This window comes from Niastella sp., from assembly GCF_045805085.1.
Lineage (GTDB): Bacteria > Bacteroidota > Bacteroidia > Chitinophagales > Chitinophagaceae > Niastella.
In genome coordinates, this window is record NZ_JBJMLX010000281.1 from 1 (window position 1) to 19,784 (window position 19,784).

Sequence of the window (19,784 nt, forward strand, 5' to 3'; positions counted from 1 at the left end):
GATCATGTCTGTGGCTTTTGTGGCATTGCTCGCCAATACGCTCACCTCCCTGGTGGTGCCGATCATTATTGCCCATACCATCAATACGGCTATTATTTCAAAAGATTTTCCTGGTGTTGTAAGAGCCTCTATGCTGGTGTTTGCGTTGTACGTGGTAGGGTTTATCGCCAGTTATTTTCAAACCAGGTGGATGGGGGCTGTTGGTCAGCATATTCTGTTTTCGCTGCGCAACCAGTTGTTCTCGAAACTGCAGTCGCTGCCGGTTGCTTTCTTCAGCCAGAACAAGGCCGGAGACCTGATCTCACGCATCAACAACGATACAGATAAACTGAACCAGTTTTTTTCACAGGGTTTGCTGCAATTCGTAGGCAGTCTGTTTATGATGATCGGCGCCGCTGTTTTTATTCTGGCAGTGAACATAAAGCTGGGGTTGGCCGCATTGGCGCCTGCCGCGATCGTTTTGCTTTTTACAAAACTCATTTCGCCCTGGATCAAAAAAAGAAATGCCGCCAGCCTGCAAACAGTAGGAGGGATGAGTGCCGAAATACAGGAAAGCCTGGATAATTTTAAAGTGGTAGTGGCATTTAACCGACGTGATTATTTTAATAAACGGTTTGCTGCAATCAACAATCAAAATTACCGCCGGGCGGTAGCAGCAGGTGTTGCCAATAATATCTTTATTCCGTCGTATGGCCTTGCCGGTAATGTGGCGCAGATCATCGTGCTGTTCTTTGGTATTTTTCTGCTGCAGCAGGGACAGTTCACTATCGGGTTTATGATCAGTTATTTTGTTTATCTGTCCCGTTTTTATGATCCCATGCGGCAGATCGCTGGTATCTGGCCGATCTTTCAGGTGGCCATGGCCGGTTGGGACCGCATTTCCGCAGTACTGGCTATGGAGTCGGATATGCCGGTTCTACAGGTGGAAGGAGTTAACGGAAATGGATTGCTGGAGTTTCGGGATGTTTCATTTAAGTATGGCGATAAGGAAGTATTGCACCAGGTGAATTTTACCCTGGGGCGGGGAAAAACCTATGCATTTGTTGGGCCTACCGGCGGCGGTAAAACCACTGCCGCTTCGCTGATAGCGCGTTTGTACGACCCTGCAAATGGACAGGTATTGCTGGATGGAAAGGATATTCGCACCTACAAAACGGAAGAAAGAACGCAAAAGATCGGGTTTATTTTGCAGGAACCTTTTTTGTTTACGGGTACGCTGTACGAAAATATTCTTTATGGAAACGATACCTATCAGCAATACAGCCACGAGCAATTGAATGACATATTACAGCAAAAGGGACTGTTGCACATCCTGGAACGGTTCGATAAGGGATTGCAAACGCCGGTAACAAGCAAGGGCGAGAGTATGAGTTTGGGCCAGCGGCAATTGATCGCATTTGTACGGGCCTTGCTGCGTGAACCGGAATTGCTGATCCTCGATGAAGCTACCGCCAATATAGATACGGTGACAGAACAGTTGCTGGGTGAAATACTGGCTAAATTGCCTGCCCAAACCACACAGATAATAATCGCTCACCGGTTAAACACCATTGAAAAATCGGATGAAATATTTTTTGTAAATGCCGGGCAAATTGTTCAGGCCGGTTCATTTGAACACGCTATTAAATTGTTGATGGAAGGGAAGCGGGTTAGCTGATTTCTATAATTATAATTTTTAATATAATTTCAGTCTGATGACCATTCGCCAAACGGCGGATGGTTTTTTATTGCCCGGATAGGCAGGACAGATAATTTATTTTAACAATGTATGAAAATAAAATTATCTTGTTTTTCCGAATAAATGTAGAAAATACCTAAATTGAATTATCGGTTGCCCGCCTTATAAAAGAGCCTATTTTCCCCGGCCCTCGTTCATATTAAAACCAAAACTCAGCTCACATGAGAAAAGCAAAATTGCTTATGGGCATTGCCATGCTCATTAGTCATTTCCTTTTTGCAAGGCAAACTGGTATCACCGGTAAGATCACCGATTCAAAAGACGGAACTCCCATTGCAAACGCTACGGTAAAGGTTAAAGGCGGTGGTGCTACTGCCACCGACGCCGATGGTATGTTTACCCTGCCTCAACCGGCTGCCGGCGCTATATTGGAAGTTTCTTCCATTGGTTATTTATCTAAAAGTGTAAAAATTGTTTCCGGCAAAGCCATTTCCATCCAGTTGAATTATGATCCCAAATCATTGAGTGAAGTAGTAGTGACCGGTGTGGGGGTTGCTACGAGTAAAAAGAAGATAGGGATCTCGGTTGAATCTATTACTGCAGACAAACTTCCGGCGGTGCCGTCCGGTTCCATCGATCAGGCGCTGGTGGGTAAAATAGCCGGCGCACAGATCAGCAGCGTAGACGGAACGCCTGGTGCACGCACGAATATCCTTTTACGTGGTATCAACTCACTGCAATCAGGTACACGCCCGATGATCCTGATCGATGGTATTGAAGTAAGGGCCACCGACCTGAACGCCCTTGACCTGAGTAATGTAGAAAGAGTGGAAGTAGTGGAAGGCGCCGCTTCCGCAACTATTTACGGTGCACAGGGAGCTAATGGCGCTATTCAGATCTTTACCAAAAAAGGAAAAGCCGGTAAGATCAGTATTGATGTTTCGAGCAGCTACGGCATCGGCACTTACCTTAATACCGGAAACCTGCACAAGCCCTCCACCCATGGTTTTAAAACCGATGCCAATAACAATGTGGTGGATAATAACGGGGTGATCATCCAGGTTAAACCAGACGGCACCTATACGGCGGGCGTGAATATAGATGGCGTTACACAGGGCGGCATAGTATGGAACAGCACATCACCCAACACAGATGGCAGTAAGCCTTATGGCCAGAACCTGAAGTATTATGATCACTTCAAACAATTGTTCCGGTCTGCAGCCACCATCAATAACAGCATCAGCGTATCTGGCGGTGCCAATAAATCTGATTTTGCCTTAACTGCCTCCCGTTCCTACCAGGAAAGCGCTATCAGAAAGAATGGCGCGCTCAATCGCTACAATTTTACTTCCAATATAGGCACCGAACTCTTTAAAGGATTCAAAGTGCGCTCCATTACCCAGCTGATCTACCAGAAGAACAATTTCAATCCATATTATACAGGCGGCAGTGATGCTATTTACCAGCTGTTGAACAGCTCGCCTTTCTTTGACCTCAACTGGAAGGATGCCAATGGCGACTATGCCTACCGGCTCAATGCATCGCCCGTAAGTATCAATGGCGCCAACCCTAATTACTATTTCGAGTATGCGCAGGGCAGCGATGAAACCGTGGATATTATCCAGAATATCCAAGCGGCATACCATGTCAATCGCTTTATTGACCTGGAAGCCAAATATGGCATTAACTATGAAAAAGAAGATATTAAAAATATTTATAAAAACCAGTCGCAGAATATCAATGCGCTTAGCAGAAGTGCTTTTATCGGCGGCTTTAGTTCCAATGCCGGCGGGCTTTCCAATACCACTAACACCACTACCTTTCAGAATGCATTGACGTCGGCCACTTTTCACCTCGATCTCGACAAAGATCTTCACATAAAGTTGCCAATTACTTCCACTACCTATGCAGCTTATGACTATCGCAAGAATGTAATTAAACAATATACCACCACCGGCGATGGGCTGCAGCTATACCCGATCTACAATATGCGGCAGACCAATACGCAGCAGGTGACCGTAGACACAATAAGGCCATTTGTAACATTTGGCTGGCTGGTTGACCAGGCATTTGATTATGGCAGCATTGGCGGGATAAAAGCAGGTTTAAGAAGCGATTATTCATCAGCCTTCGGCCGGGGCGCAACGCCGCAAATCTTTTACCACGGCAACGGCTATCTGCGGGTTTCACAATTTAAGTTCTGGGAGGGCCTTTCCGGTATCCTGCCCGAGTTCAAACTGCGGGGAGGTTATGGCGAAGCCGGTATCCAGCCCGGGGCCTTTGACAGGTATGTGGTATTGTCGACCAAAAGTATCGGCAGTGCACTTGGATTCTTTACGCCCGCTACACAAAGCAATCCCGACCTGCGCGTAGAGATCTCGAAAGAGACCGAGATCGGGACCGATGTTACTATAAATCTGAATAAAGGAGAATGGTTTTCCAGCCTGGGTCTAAGCTCTACCTTCTGGAAAAGAAAAAGCAAAGATGTGATCTTTGCGGTAGATGCGCCCCCTTCTTCCGGTGGCGGCAATTATCTTACCAACGCCTTCTCCCTGTCATCCAACGGATTTCAGTTTTCGCTGAACCTGAATGTGGCGGCTACCAAAAACCTGACATGGGACTTTACCACCACCTTCGGGCATCAAACTTCAAAAATTGATGCCGTATCTACCAACCAGGACATTGTATTAACTGCCTCTGCGGGCAGCACCAACCTGGTATTAAAAGCAGGTGATAAAATAGGCCAGATCTACGGATTGAAAGCCTTCACCAGTGTAGAGCAGACACGCAAAGACGGCACGCCCTATATCAGTAAAGCCGATGCAGGAAAATACCAGTTGGTAAATGGTTACCTGGTTGATACGGCTACCCGGGGTATTATGTTCACCAATGAAACCTATGCGCTCGGCGATCCTAATCCCAAATTCAACGCTTCCTTTATTAACAGTGTACGGTTTAAAGACTTTATCACCCTTTCGTTCCAGTTCGACTGGATCTACAAAAACCATTTGTATAACCAGACCAAAGAATGGATGTATCGCGATGGCATACACGGAGACTTTGGTGATAAAGTAACGATCAACGGCCAAACAGCGGCCTTTTCCAATTATTACATCAGCGCCTATTCCGATATGTGGGGAAGCATAAACGGTGCACGCAATTCCACCAAGGATTATTTTTATGAAGATGCTTCTTTTGTAAGGTTACGGAATGTATCCCTGGCCGTGGATGCAGCCCGGTTGGTGCATATCAAATATTTCCAGAAGCTGCAACTGGTGTTGTCGGGTAGAAACCTGTGGACGGCCACCAAATATACGGGCCTTGACCCCGAGATCAACACTGGTACCAGCAATTCCGCGTACGAACGGGGGATTGACCATAATTCAATGCCCAATATCAAAACCTATCAGATTGGATTGAACCTCGGTTTTTAATCATAAATATTTTTCCAATGAAAATAAAGATAATCTACATACTGTGTGTGCTGGCAATTTTACAGGAGAGTTGCAGAAAAGAAGAACTGAATGTGCGAAATCCGAATTCACCCACACCGGAAAATGCAAAAACCGAAGCCGGGATCCTGTCATTGGCGCTCGGCGCAGTCTATCAAACAGGTTTTAACGGTATTACCAATACGAAATATTCTGGCTCGTTCCTCGGAAGCAGTTTCTGGTTCCTGGCGCCGGCCTATCACGACCTGATGGCCGATGTTATATCAGCTGAAGCGGCTAATAACATCACTAACCAGGTAAGCGTACCTGATTACGTAGTATTTGACGATGGCAGTAAGGTAACCAACTCTGCCCCTGCTAAACAGGTAATACGGCTCAATAATTCCCGTACCAAGGCAGGAAGCAATATGTTCTATTTTGAATGGACATGGATGTATTATTTAAACAATGCCTGCAACCTGGTGCTTGAAACAGTAGATAAGGTCAGTTTTACCGGCAATGCCGATTCGAAAAGAAATGCTTTAAAGGCATGGGCTTATTTCTGGAAGGGATATGCGTATTCCCGGATCGGTTCTGTTTATTATGCCGGGCTTATAAAAAATGAGTCTGCTGTCACCAACGGCCTTTACAAAACAAGCGCTGAAATAATAGCAGAATCCAATGACAATTACAACAAAGCCATAGATGCATTGAATGGCATTACCACGCTCACTGATTACAATGCTATGTTAAAAGTGCTGATCCCAACGCAATGTCAATTGGGGAAGGGCGGCGTGCTTACACCAACTATGTTTATCCATACGATCAACACCATGAAAGCGCGTAATATCCTGGTGAATAAAAGGGTGAAAGATATGACCGCCGCTGATTGGAATAACATTCTCACGCTGGTAAATAGTGGCGTTACCAGCAGTGATCTTGTTTTTACCGGCCGTTCGGCTTCGGTCGGCAGCTTTCTCAGCGCCACTACGGGCAGCGTGGCGGCCATGACAACAGGCGATCCAACCAGCACCACTTATAAGATCAGCGAACGCCTGATCCAGGAATATAAAACAGGGGATAAAAGACTGGCAAATAACTTTTCCAAAGTAACCGCCTATCTTAACCAGAAAGGCGGGTTCACCTTCAGTACAAGATACAGGTTGTTAGACGGTGGCGACACCCTAAAGGGCGTACAGATAATATCGAGCAGAACAGTAGGCGCTTATGAATTATATCTGGCTGCCACTTATGAAGAAAACGAACTGATGAAGGCGGAAGCCAATATAAAACTCAATAATATCGCTACCGGGCTTGCCAGTGTGGATGCTGTGCGCACCTACCAGGGAGCGGGGCTTACCGCTGTGTCGGGCGCCGTTACAGACCCGGACCAGGCGTACGAAGAATTGCGCCGGGAAAGAAGGACCGCGTTGTTGTTCCGCAACGTTTCCCTGTATGACTACCGCCGGTGGGGATACCTCGATGATCTTTCAGCAGGCGGGGGCAGAACCAATGCAGTGGTAGTAAGCAGTACAGGAGTAGTGAACACCAAAGCAACCATCAATTATAATTTTCTCGATTACTGGGATGTGCCGGATGATGAGCTGTCATTAAATCCACCGGTTGCCGGCAGTGCGCCAGTGCAGAATCCTAAATAACTGCCTTATCCTAGATTTTTCTCATGTAATAGCTCCGCGAAAGCGGGGCTATTGTTTTTACCGGGTACCTTTGGAACATCAGAAAGCCCGGTTGTCCTTTATACCAATCATCGAACGATTTGATTATATTAGCGATAGTATTTTTGTATTCGTAAAAATCAATCTAACGATATGCCAGGATCAAACTTTAATCGCCGTAAGTTTTTGAAAGACGCAGCCACCGTTACAGGAATGGGTTTATTTGCTGGTCTGCCCGGAAATATAATTGCAGCTAACAAATACAAGGAGGATCAACCTGCGGCCACACCCTTTGAGGAACCGCGAATAAAATTTTCTGTCATTGGTATCAATCATGCCCACATTTATGGACAGGTAAATGCCGTCATACGGGGTGGGGGACAACTGGTATCATTGTATGCAAAAGAAGCCGACCTGGTGGCAGAATTTTTAAAGAAATTTCCGCAGGTAAAGGTGGCTAACAGCGAAAAAGAAATTCTGGAAGATAGATCCATTCAACTTATTCTCAGCAGCGCTATTCCTGTTGACCGTGCAGGCATTGGCATTCGCGCCATGCAGCAAGGAAAAGATTATATGTCAGATAAACCTGGCATTACCACATTGGAGCAATTGGAAGAAGTGCGCAAGGTGCAAAAACAAACCAACCGCATCTATTCCATCATGTACAGTGAGCGGTTCGAGAACAAAGCAACGGTTAAGGCAGGTGAGTTGGTGAAAGAAGGCGCCATTGGCAATGTCATTCAAACCGTTATTATGGCCCCGCACCGCATGAGTGCAAAGGATCGTCCGCAATGGTTTTTTGATAAAAAATATTTTGGTGGCATTATTACCGACATCGGCTCTCACCAGTTTGACCAATTCCTTTATTTCACCAATTCTGATAAGGCAGACATCGTCACCTCCCAGGTTGGCAATGTGGCGCATCCGCAATATCCGGGGTTCGAAGACTTTGGGGATATCGTGCTGCGGGGCAATGGCGGTACCGGTTATATCCGGGTAGATTGGTTTACGCCGGACGGATTAAAAACCTGGGGTGATGGACGATTGACTATTCTTGGCACAAAAGGGTACATTGAAGTGCGTAAGAACATAGATATAGCCGTGCACCCCGGCGGCAACCATCTTTATTTAGTGAACGACAAAGACACCCAATACATCGATTGCAATAATATAGAACTTCCCTACGGGAAACAATTGGTTGATGATGTGATAAACAGAACGGAAACAGCCATGACACAACACCATTGTTTCCTGGCAACAGAGCTGGCCCTGAAAGCACAGCAGCATGCGCAGAAACTTAATTATAATAAAGCATAATTGTAGTATTTACCCTTTTCGGGCAACCTGCAAGGCGAAAAAAATAGCTGGTTACCGTGGTTTGTCGAATTTTTAAAAGTATTTGACCAAAAATTAAACCTCCTGGTCCTGATACCCAGGTAAGTTTGTTACTGCAAATTCAAAACACGTTGTATACCATATGAAGTATTTGATCGTAATCATCGCCCTTTTTTCCCTGCTTGGTTCCCGCCAGGCCATTGCTCAAAATAATGTACAAAAAAGCCTGGACCGCATCGATCCCCGGCCGTTTGCCGACAATTCAGGCCACTGGTACATGGGTAAGGATGATAAGCGCATGATCAACCCCATGCCTGGCAAACCTCAGTATCAGCCCAATCAGCTGGCTGAGATCGGTGACAACATGATCCTCTTCCAGAAAGACAATGGAGGATGGCCAAAGAATTACGACTTCTTTGCTATGCTTACCGATGCCCAGAAAGATTCTGTAACAAGCAGGCACCAAGAAACAAACACCACATTTGATAACGGGACCAGCTATACCCACATCGCGGCGCTTTCGGTTATTTATAAGGTCACTCATTCCGGAAAATATCGCGACGCGGCGATAAAAGGACTGCACTTTTTGCTCAATGCGCAATATGCAAACGGCGGCTGGCCGCAGTATTATCCGATCGAGAAGAACAATTACAGTAAAGAGATCACTTTCAACGACGGTGCTTTTGAAGGCATCATGGAATTGCTGCGGGATATGCTGAACGGGCTGCCCCAATACGACTACCTGGAGGCATCGGACCGCCAGAAAGTTGAACAGGCCTTTACCAAAGGCATCGACTGTATTGTTAAAACACAGATCAACGATGCAGGCGTTCCAACGGCCTGGTGTCAGCAATATGATGAGCACACGCTGCAGCCTGCATGGGCCCGGAAATTTGAACCGGCGAGTATTTGTAACTCGGAAAGCGCCGACCTGGTCCTTTTCCTCATGAGCATCGACCATCCCGATCAACGCGTGGTTGATGCCATACAATATGCAGTGAAATGGTTTCAGGACTCGAAGATCTACAACACCCGGGTTGACGTTGTTCCCGCACCAAGAATGGAAACACCATTCCGGGTTTCCACCACTGACAGGGTAGTAGTGCGCGATACAACGGCTGCGCCCATCTGGACACGCTATTATGAATTGAAGACACACAAACCCCTGTTCTGCAACCGGGATAGTAAAGTCGTTTATTCACTGGCCGAGGTAGACCGGGAAAGACGTGATGGCTATGCGTGGTATACTTATGCTCCACAAAAAGTCTTGAGCAAATATCACGACTGGCAAAAGAAATGGTCGCCTGGTAAAGATGTGCTGGTCAGGCAATAAATAATTCTGAAGAAAAAACTTTGTGCCTGAGATGCCTTAAGTTAATTTAAAAGGGTCTCAGGCACTTCTATTTTGGAACATCTTTGCTGCTCTTTGTCTCATCAAACAATCTCAAGTCGCCCTCCCAGGCACTATTACTGTCAAACAAAAAGACCAGGTAATCTAAAAACAACCATTCCTTCAATAAAGCCCCCAGCAAACAGGGCACAGTTTTTAATGTTGCACAAGCAGCATAACCCGCTATTCTGGGGCCTTACCCTATAAACAAGATAAAAATGCCCAATAAGAACAGGCCAGTTTACTTCAGGATGGTGCAGGATGGCTCAGGATGATTTTAGCAACTGGAAAGGATAACTTACCAATGCTTTTGTTAATTTAAACACTGACTGCTAATATGAAACAAACGATTGCTTGCAGGCGATACGCCCTGCTCATGGCGCTATTCAATCTATTTGCCGTTTTTTCTTTTGCGCAAACCAATTTCCCCGTAACCGGTAAAATAACAGACAATGGAGGCAGCCCCCTGCAAGGCGTTACTGTGCAGGTTAAAGGCGCCAAAGTGGTAACCACTACCGCTGCGGATGGAACATTCTCCCTGCATGCGCCATCCGGCACGGCTGTGCTTGTGCTTAGTTCAGTGGGGTTCACTACCAAGGAAGTACCCATTGAGAACAAAGGGCAGTTAAGTATAACATTAAGCACGGCCGACAACTCCATGGACCAGGTAGTGGTTATTGGTTATGGCGCCGTAAAAAAGAAAGATGTAACAGGGGCTGTTACGGGCATGAATGAAAAAGACATCAAGTCAAGACCGGTAGATAATGCCCTGCAGGCGATGCAGGGAAAAGTAGCCGGTGTTGATATCGGCACTTCAGAACGTCCCGGTACGGTAGGTACTATTAATATCCGGGGTGTACGTTCTTTAACTGCCTCCAATTCACCCCTGTATGTGGTTGATGGCATTCCCCTGATGACGGGTGGTATTGAATACATCAATCCAACTGATATTGAGTCCATCGATGTGTTGAAAGATGCCTCGGCCACGGCCATTTATGGTTCCCGCGGCGCCAATGGGGTAGTGATCGTTACCACCAAACAGGCCAAAGCCGGCAGAACATCCCTGAATTTAAACCTGAGTACCACAGCTGAAAAACTGATCGACAGGGAGGACATGTTCAATGCCGCAGATTATATAACTTTTCGCCGCTGGGCCCGTTATTATCAGGCCCCTACCACCTATGCGCGCGGTGATCAACCCACTATTGCCAATGATAAAACGATCTTCCTGGCCACCAGCGATCCTTCAGCCTGGGCAAATATTCAACAAGGCTGGGCTTCGGGAACCTGGGACGGCTCAAAGGTGGCAACCACTGACTGGCGTGGAATGGTTACCCAAACCGGCATAACCAAGAACCTGAATGTAAGTGTTAGCGGCGGTAGTGAGAAGGCAAAAGCGTATGCTTCATTTGGCTATTTGAACAATACAGGTACAACGAAAGGACAAAGTTATACAAGGTATACGGTCAATGTAAATGGTGACATTAATGCCACCAAATGGTTCCAGTTCGGTACAAACCTTACGGTATCCTATAGTAAACAGGAATTCGGGCAATCCAAAACCGGCGCCACCACCGTGTCCTCCTCAAACAGTCTGTATGAATCTGCCAGGGCGTTGTTCCCCTATGCAGTGCCCTATGATTCTGCCGGAAACAGGATCTATAACCCCGGTGGTGATATAGCCTTTAAAAATGTGGCGAATGAGTGGAGTTTAAACCAGGACCAACGGGTAACCCTGCGCGCTTTCGCCAGCATTTACGGGCAGGTTGACTTTGGCGCCATTCTTCCGGTTTTGAAGAATTTAAAGTACCGGGTGAATTTTGGTCCCGACTACTCCAACTACCGGGATGGCACCTACATCGACGCCAACTCGGTTATCAGTAGTGGCGCCAATTCTGCTTCACTTAACAAACAGCAAACATTCTCTTATACCCTCGATCATTTGATCTATTACAATAAATCCATTGGCCGCCACGACCTGGCGCTCACCTTATTGAGCAGCCAGACGAAATTTACCATGGACAGTAATTTAATTGCTGCAAATGGGATTGCTTTTGGCAGTCAGAAATGGAATGCGTTATCAAAAAATTATATTCCTGCAGCTAATTTAACCGGGTATGCTTCGGGGCTTTTGGAAAGCCAGTTGCAGTCTTTGATGGCCCGCATCAACTACAGCTATAATGACAAGTATTTATTGACTGTTTCTGCCCGCCGTGATGGCGCCTCCATGCTCGCTGAAGGGCACAAATATTCCTGGTTCCCTTCTATGGCTGTTGCCTGGCGGATCAACAATGAAGATTTTATGAAAAACGCCACCTGGGTAAATGACTTCAAATTGCGGTTTGGGGTAGGGGTTACCGGTAACTCTGCCATCAAGCCATATGCCACCCAGGGCGCTGCTACCTCGCTCTTTTATCCATTTACAACCTCCTCAACCGTTATTACCCCGGGAGGTATTCCCCCGGCTACTTTTGCCAACCAGAGTTTGGGCTGGGAAAAAACCACGCAATATAATCTGGGTGTCGACTTCTCTGTGCTGAACAGAAGGATATTAGGTAGCCTGGACGTATATAAATCAAAAACCACCGACCTGTTGGTGCAGGAGTCTATCCCAACGGTGACCGGTTACACAAATACCTATGCAAATATAGGCCAGACTAAAAATAAAGGGTTGGATCTGAGTTTAACAACGGTTAATATCAACAGAAGGGACCTCAGCTGGACAACCAATATGAGTATCTCCTGGCAAAAAGATGAGATCGTTTCCCTGTCGAATGGCAAGCAGGATGATATCAATAACAACTGGTTCATTGGTCAGTCTATCGGGATGATCTACGGTTACCAGAGTGCAGGTATCTGGCAGGCGGCAGATTCAAACACTTACCTGGCATATAATACCAAAGGAAAAACCAAATTCTCGCCTGGCAATGCAAGACCGGCCGATATCAATGGCGATACCCTTATCGATGCAAACCATGACCGTGTGCTCATTGGCAATTCAAGGCCAAGATGGATCGTTGGTATGACCAACACATTCACCTTCAAAAACTTTGAATTGTCCATCTTCCTGTATGGCCGGTTAAAATACATCTATAATACAGGTGGCGAAGCCCAGGTGGCCCGCGGTACGCAGCGTTCGGTCAATTATTATAATGAGAACAATTTGAACGCTGATTACCAGAAACCCATCTACTCTGAGGGAAGCGGCGATTCCTACTATGTGGTGTTGGGATATAAGAGTGGCTCATTTATCAAGATCCGCAATATATCGTTGGCGTACACCCTGAACAGCAAAGCGTTAAAAACAAATGCGATCTCCGGTTTAAAATTATATGCACAGGTGGTGAACCCGGCCATCGTGTTTTCGAAGATCGGCTGGCTGGATATGGATACACAGCTTCCTACCTATAACAGAGGCATCACCTTTGGCATAAACGCATCCTTTTAACCGCAACGATTAACGATAAAAAATAAGACAATGAACACTACAAAAATAATTTTCAATATATCTCTTTTGGCAGGTTTGATTGCGGTGGCATCCTGCAAAAAAGATTTTCTGGATGAGACCCTGACCACCGACAGGAATATGGAGTATTTTAAAACCGATGCAGGTATTCAGGCATTGGCGGTAGGTACCTATTACCAGGTGTTCGCTTTGCCATTTGCTTCGGAGTGGGCCTATTGTACTATGAATTACGGCGTGGATGAGTTTATGGTAGGTGGCGACCCTTCCAATGGTTCCTGGAACAATTATGATGCAGGGTACAAATCTATAGTAACCATCAATAACGGCAATACGGCAACGGCCAATGTGCAATGGGATACCTTGTTTACGGGTATAGGCGATGCGAATTTGCTGATCAAAAATGCCACCGCCAGTACTTCCACTTCAGATGCTATTAAAAAGGTGGCGTTGGGCGAAGGGTATTTCTTCAGAGCATACTGCTACCTGCACCTTGTTTCTCAATATGGCGCCGTACCGCTGAAGACCGAACCCAGTACAACCATTGAAAAGGAATTTACCCGGGCAACCCCTGAAGAAGTATACAAACAGATCATCGATGATTTTAAACAGGCCTATAATCTGTTGCCAAATGCAAGTGCGCCTGCAAGGATCACAAAAGATGCGGCCGCACACTATCTGGCAAAAGCATACCTGTTCCGTGCCAGCGAAATCAATGATACCTGGAATTCAGCCTACAAGGCTGCCGATCTGGCTGCGATAGTACCTTTATGTGATGAAGTTATTTCGCACCACCCGCTCACCACTAATTTCGCAGACCTCTGGAAATATACCGGCCCCGATGCTTCCAATGAAAAATTACCAGAACTGATCCTTTCTGCACAATTCACGGCAGATGTTTCTACTAACGGCGCCAATACCCAGCACCTGTACTGGGGATCCCGCTATGACGACATCTCCCAAATGCAACGTGATATTACCGGTGACCGGCCGTTCAGCCGTTTGCGCACCAATTACTATATGTACAGAATATACGATCAGGTAAATGACTCCCGGTTCTGGAAAAGCTTCAGAACAAAATACCGGTTGAACAAGTCTGCGGGCAGTTATTATGTCAACGGCGATCTGGGCATCATGTATGTTATTAATCAGCCCGGCGATAATCGCTTTGTCAGTTACAAACTGAATGATGTAGTGCTGTATAACAAAACAAATAAAACAATTCCGAACGTATATGTTGCCTTTCCCACCGGGGTAAATACCGACGGCGCCATGCTGGTGGATGTGCGGTACCCGCCTTTAAGCAAACATATGGATGGTTCAAGGATAGCTGTGAATGAAACCCGGGGGTTGCGGGATATGAACCTGGCCCGCTCTGCAGAAACTTACCTGATCGCAGCGGAAGCAAAGATCAGGCTGGCAAAGCTGGGTACCGGCGCTTATACCGATGCATTGACTTATATTAATCCAGTAAGGGCCCGCGCCCAATTCGTAGCCGGTGAAGACCGCGCCGCTTATTATGATGGCGGTATTGCGCAAAGTCCATTCGGTCAAAGCGCCACAATCAACTCCTTCATCCCTGAAAACTCCTATTACGAATCGAACAATATTCCGGTTACAACGGCAGCTTCCAATAACCTGGCTATTACAGACATAAATGCACTGCCCGCCGGTGATGAATATGTGATTGCGCGATTGGGAGTAAGCGGTGATTATGACAGAATGCTGGCATTGGTGCTGGATGAACGTTCACGCGAACTGGCCGGAGAATACAAACGCTGGGAAGACCTGTCAAGAACAAAGACCCTGGTGCCGAGGGTGAAAGCATTTAACGCCCAGGCGGCGTCAAATGTCAGGGACATCCACGTGCTGCGGCCAATTCCACAAACTTTCCTGGATGGTATCCAATTAAACGGTAAGGCTTTGTCGGCCGATGAAAAGCAATCGCAACAAAACCCTGGATTCTAGCGTACCACGTTTTCACATATTAGCAGTAAAGGAAGCGCCCTTCCCGATGCATCGGGAGGGGCTTCCATTTGTAAAGGGTTGTTTCTCAATTAATATTTTTATCCCCTGTACTTATTCAAACCATTTCTGTACAAACAGAAACCTTTTCGTAATTACTAAACAATAGGTTTACACCTCATTATCTGAATATGAGAAGACGAATCATTGTTCTGTTTGTAGGTTGTTTTATCCTGTTCACCCATGCGGTTGCCCAAACAGGCAATGTAAACGATAAGCGCTATAACATTGCCGAACGCGGGGCCATGGGCGATGGTAAAACGCTCAATACCCAAAAAATTCAGGTGGTTATTGATGAGTGTGCGCAAAAGGGAGGCGGCACCATCGTTGTTCCCAAAGGGGTGTTTGTAAGCGGCGCCCTGTTCCTGAAACGCGGCGTTAACCTGGAATTGCAGGAAGGTGCGGTGCTGAAAGGGTCAACAAACATTAATGATTATCCAAAACTGAACACCCGCATTGAAGGGCATTTTGAACCCTGGCGGGTGGCATTGATAAACGGGGATAGCCTGGATCATGTGCGCATCACCGGCTCAGGAATATTAGACGGAAGCGGCGAACCATTCTGGAAAGAGTTTTATGCCCGGCGTGATGCTGATAACAAGACTACAAACTTAAACGTTGAACGGCCCCGGCTTACTTTCATTCAACATTCAAAAGATGTAATAATAAGCGGCATTACTTTTTTGAATTCCGGTTTCTGGAACCTGCATTTGTATGCCTGCCAGGAAGTAACCGTTGAATATTGCCGGTTTCATGCGCCATCGGGCCCCAAACCTTATCACCAGGCGCCCAGTTCAGATGGCATCGATGTTGACTGCTCGCAGGGCATTTTCATTCGTCACAGCTTTTTTTCTGTTGGCGACGATTGCATTGCTTTAAAAGGTTCAAAAGGACCCTTTGCCATGCAGGACCAGAACAGCCGGCCGGTAGAAAATATCGAGATCAGCGATTGCATTTTTGAAGCGGGTGGGGGCATTGTAACCTTTGGCAGTGAAGCCACCATCGTTCGCAATGTAACCATTCAACGCTGTACCACGCTTCGCCCTACGGTGCTGCGGTTGAAGCTTCGTCCCGATACGCCGCAGCAATATGAGAACATAACTATGGATGATATAACCCTGGTTGATGGGGGCGCTATTTTTAAGATCTCGCCCTGGACGCAATACTTCGATCTAAAAGGCCAGGCGCCGCCAAAAACTGTTGTGCGGAATATCAAAATTTCCAATGTTCATGGCAAAGGAAGTTCGTTGGGTGAGATCACCGGACATAACCAGGCCTCCATCAGCGATATTTTGGTTGAAAATGTAGACCTGGACTTAAAATCGACAGACTTTCACCTGGGCAATGTGCAAAACCTGCGTTTCAAAAATGTGAAGGTGAACGGTAAAACCATGTCGGCGCCTGAAACTAAATCCACCATGGCAAAAAACTAACTCAGCATACTGTATAAATTCCAGGATCGTATTGATTGTCTTAGCCGCCTTTTCTTTAACGGGCTTTTTGCCCGGCCGGTGGCTTTCCCGGACGCATCAGGGTTCGGGAGCCAGGCTACCGGTGCAACAGCAGGGAAACTAACCCGCCGGATTCTTGTTTAATACACCTTTTTTCATTTCTTTTGGTTACACAATTGAAATGATTTTGGGGGAGATATATTGTAAGATTGCTGTTAAACGTCTTTTGAACGTTTTATGTTTTTTCTTCTTGTTTGCCGTAACCGTTCATGCGCAGCCAAAATACAAGATAGAACATTATGCTACCGAACAGGGGCTTTCGCACCGGCGGGTAAATTGTATGATGAAGGACCAGGAAGGGTTTATGTGGTTTGGCACCTGGGACGGCATTAATCGCTTCGATGGCCACGCATTTGTTTCCTTCAAATCATCTCCCGAAGAAAAATATCAATTGGGTAACAGTAGAATAGCAAAGATAGTGGAAGACCAATCCGGTCATCTATGGATACAGGCATATGACTACCAGATATACCGCTTTGATAAAAAAACAGAACAATTTCTGCCGCTGTCAACGCTGTTGAATCCAAACCACAAAATTGAATTCAATAACATTCTGCAAGCCGCTGACGGTTGGGTGTGGCTACAAACCAAGAATGATGGAATTTTTCGCGTATCCCAGGCAACCCAGCCCACAATATCCCATGTATCCCAATCATCCATAGCATCCCTATCCCAACTATCCCAAACATCCCACACATCCCGGTTCAGACAGGAAGATGCAGACCATGTATACTTCGGCACGGCCAACGGACAATTGATCACCTATGAAAAGCGGTCCAAAACATATACCACGCGGAAAATAACCCACGGGCGCATAAATGCCTTGCTGCGCTCAACCAAAAGCGATGTGTTGTATGCCAGTACTTCGGTGGGTGAAATAATAATGGTAAGCCTCGGCGATCAGCAAATCACCACCGCCAGATACGCCACAAAAGAAAGTCTTTCTTCTTTGTATGAAGATAAGACCGGTGGGTTATGGATAGAACCTGAAAAACTGGGTGCTATTCATTTCGATCCACAAAACCGTTCCTTTCAATTATTTGCTGTAAACACCGGTCCCATACTCAACGACGCAAACAACCGGTACTTCTGGGTGTTGGAAGATTATAAAGGAACCATTTGGGTAAGCATGAAGGGGCGGGGGTTTGGTTATTATAAACCAGGCAGTAAATCGCTGTTGACTATTTTACAAACACCTGAAGGCGCCAGTTACCAGTTACCGGCCAACATTACAGCACATTATTACGACACTGCCGGCATTCTCTGGCTTACCACCAAGGAAGGCGGACTGGATAAAATTGTTATCCAGGACAATGACTTTGAACAGCAGCATGTAGTTGACCTGGAATCTGCCAGGTCTGGCAATGAAGTGCGGGTAATGTATAACGATCAGCAGGGCCGTTTATGGTTGGGAACGAAAATGAGCGGTGTTACTGTTTTTAAAAATAATCTACCTGTAAAAGGGCTATTTGAAAATGAACCAGCGGGTGGGGTAGTGGGCGTCTATGCGATTTTGCAGGATAGCAAAGGAAATATCTGGTTAGGTACCAAGGGAAGCGGTTTGTACAAAGCCACTCCCGTAAACAATGAACAAACAAAATACCGGCTTAGTCATTTTCAGCGGCATATAGAGATTAAAGACAGTTTACCCTTTAACCAGATCTATTCTTTACTGGAAGATAAGCAGGGCCGCATCTGGGTCGGTTCGCTCGACAATGGCCTGGCGCTGATCGAACAGAACCCGGGCGGCACCAGATTCATTCACAGCGGTAATGCCTTTCAACAGTATCCGCAGGGCGATTTTCAGAATATCCGCACCATGTGTCTCGATAAAGATGGCAATATCTGGCTGGGCACAACAACCGGTTTGCTGGTGCTGGATGCCAACGAACAGCATTCCCCCGTTTATAAATACAAAACCTACAGTACTATCCCCGGCAACAGGGAAAGCCTGGGCAACAAGGATATCTTGTTTGTTTACCGCGATAGAAAAAACAGGATGTGGCTGGCTACTTCCGGTGGTGGTTTTTGTGAGGCAATAGGTGACAAACCTTTCGAGGCACTCCGCTTTAGAAATTATACCACTAAAGATGGATTGCCCAATGATTTCATTCTTAGTTGTGCGGAAGACAGCGAGGGAAATTTATGGTTGGCAACCGAAAATGGGTTGTCAAAGTTTAACCCCGACACGCATATCTTTCGAAACTTTGATAGCTATGATGCCTTACCCCCTAAGATAACTTTTTCCGAGGCCTCCGTTTCCAAAGCGCCCGCCAACAAAAAGCTCTTTTTTGGCACTGTTACCGGTTATCTTTCTTTTGATCCCGGCCAGATCAACACCAGCCGCATCAAAGCAAATATTGTATTTACCGGTCTTCAAATTAATAATGAAGAGGCAGGGCCCAAAGCGAATACGCACCTGCTGGCAACAGATATCAATTATGTTTCGCGGTTGAACTTACAATACAACCAGAATATCATCAGCATTTATTACGCACTCCTCGATCCCCGGGGAAGCGGCGACCGGCAGGGTTTTGCTTACCGGCTACTGGGCTTCGATAGTACCTGGCACAACGACTGGCAATTCAGAAAAGCTACTTACACCAATCTGCCGCCTGGTAATTATGTATTTGAAGTAAAGAGCCTTAGCCAGGACCTGTATTCCAATCAACCTTATAAACAACTGGCCATTACCATACAGCCGCCACCGTGGAAAACATGGTGGGCGTATGGGTTGTATGTGCTGGTTATTGGGATCGTATTGTTTTTTATCCGCCGCTATGCACTGGCTATGATCAGGCTGCGTCACAAGATAGCCGTAGAACAAAAATTGGCTGCGTTGAAGATGCATTTCTTCACCAATGTGTCACATGAATTGCGGACTCCGCTCACCTTGATTGTAAATCCATTGGAGCAGGTAGCAAAGAAGGGCGGGCTGTCACCGGAAATGTCTGGTTACATAGAGGTGGCCCGCAAGAACGCGAGCCGCATGGTGCGCTTCATCAATCAATTGCTCGATCTGCGAAAAGTACAAAGTGAAAAAGCCACCCTGCGCATTTCAAGACTGGAGGTGGTAACCTTCGTCAAAAAAATTGTCGAACACTTTACCGAGGCAGCCCAAAGCAAGCGAATAACCCTGGAAGTGTTGCCCGACCAGAAAGAATGCATTGCCTGGGTAGATGCAGAAAAACTGGATGTGGTGATCTATAACCTTGTGGCCAATGCCATCAAGTTCACGCCGGAAGGCAGAGCGATCAAAATATTTATCAGCGCCA

Annotated in this window: 9 protein-coding genes; all 9 read left to right on the top strand. The window is 46.4% G+C overall.

Annotated features, from left to right (window positions below; all coding sequences use genetic code 11):
* A partial coding sequence (locus tag ACJ751_RS14640; protein ID WP_407746244.1) for an ABC transporter ATP-binding protein occupies positions 1–1,657 on the top strand: 1,657 nt, incomplete at its 5' end.
* Between the two features lie 242 nt (positions 1,658–1,899).
* A complete protein-coding gene (locus tag ACJ751_RS14645) occupies positions 1,900–5,112 on the top strand; it encodes a SusC/RagA family TonB-linked outer membrane protein (RefSeq protein ID WP_407746245.1) in 3,213 nt (1,070 codons plus the stop codon).
* Positions 5,113–5,129: 17 nt separating this feature from the next.
* Positions 5,130–6,767: a RagB/SusD family nutrient uptake outer membrane protein gene (locus tag ACJ751_RS14650; RefSeq protein WP_407746246.1), complete on the top strand. Its 1,638-nt coding sequence runs from the start codon at positions 5,130–5,132 to the stop codon at positions 6,765–6,767.
* 171 nt (positions 6,768–6,938) lie between these two features.
* Entirely contained in the window at positions 6,939–8,102 is a 1,164-nt protein-coding gene (locus tag ACJ751_RS14655) for a Gfo/Idh/MocA family protein (RefSeq protein WP_407746247.1), read from the top strand.
* Positions 8,103–8,262: 160 nt separating this feature from the next.
* Positions 8,263–9,453, top strand: a complete 1,191-nt coding sequence (gene pelA, locus ACJ751_RS14660; RefSeq protein WP_407746248.1) for a pectate lyase — start codon at positions 8,263–8,265, stop codon at positions 9,451–9,453.
* Positions 9,454–9,847: 394 nt separating this feature from the next.
* Positions 9,848–12,958 (top strand): SusC/RagA family TonB-linked outer membrane protein, encoded by a 3,111-nt coding sequence (locus tag ACJ751_RS14665; RefSeq protein ID WP_407746249.1) that lies wholly within the window; start codon positions 9,848–9,850, stop codon positions 12,956–12,958.
* A gap of 30 nt (positions 12,959–12,988) precedes the next feature.
* A complete protein-coding gene (locus ACJ751_RS14670; RefSeq protein WP_407746250.1) occupies positions 12,989–14,941 on the top strand; it encodes a RagB/SusD family nutrient uptake outer membrane protein in 1,953 nt (650 codons plus the stop codon).
* Between the two features lie 188 nt (positions 14,942–15,129).
* Entirely contained in the window at positions 15,130–16,431 is a 1,302-nt protein-coding gene (locus ACJ751_RS14675) for a glycoside hydrolase family 28 protein (RefSeq protein ID WP_407746251.1), read from the top strand.
* A 244-nt stretch (positions 16,432–16,675) separates the two neighbouring features.
* Positions 16,676–19,784, top strand: a 3,109-nt coding sequence (locus ACJ751_RS14680; protein ID WP_407746252.1) for a two-component regulator propeller domain-containing protein, incomplete at its 3' end; no start/stop codon positions are given.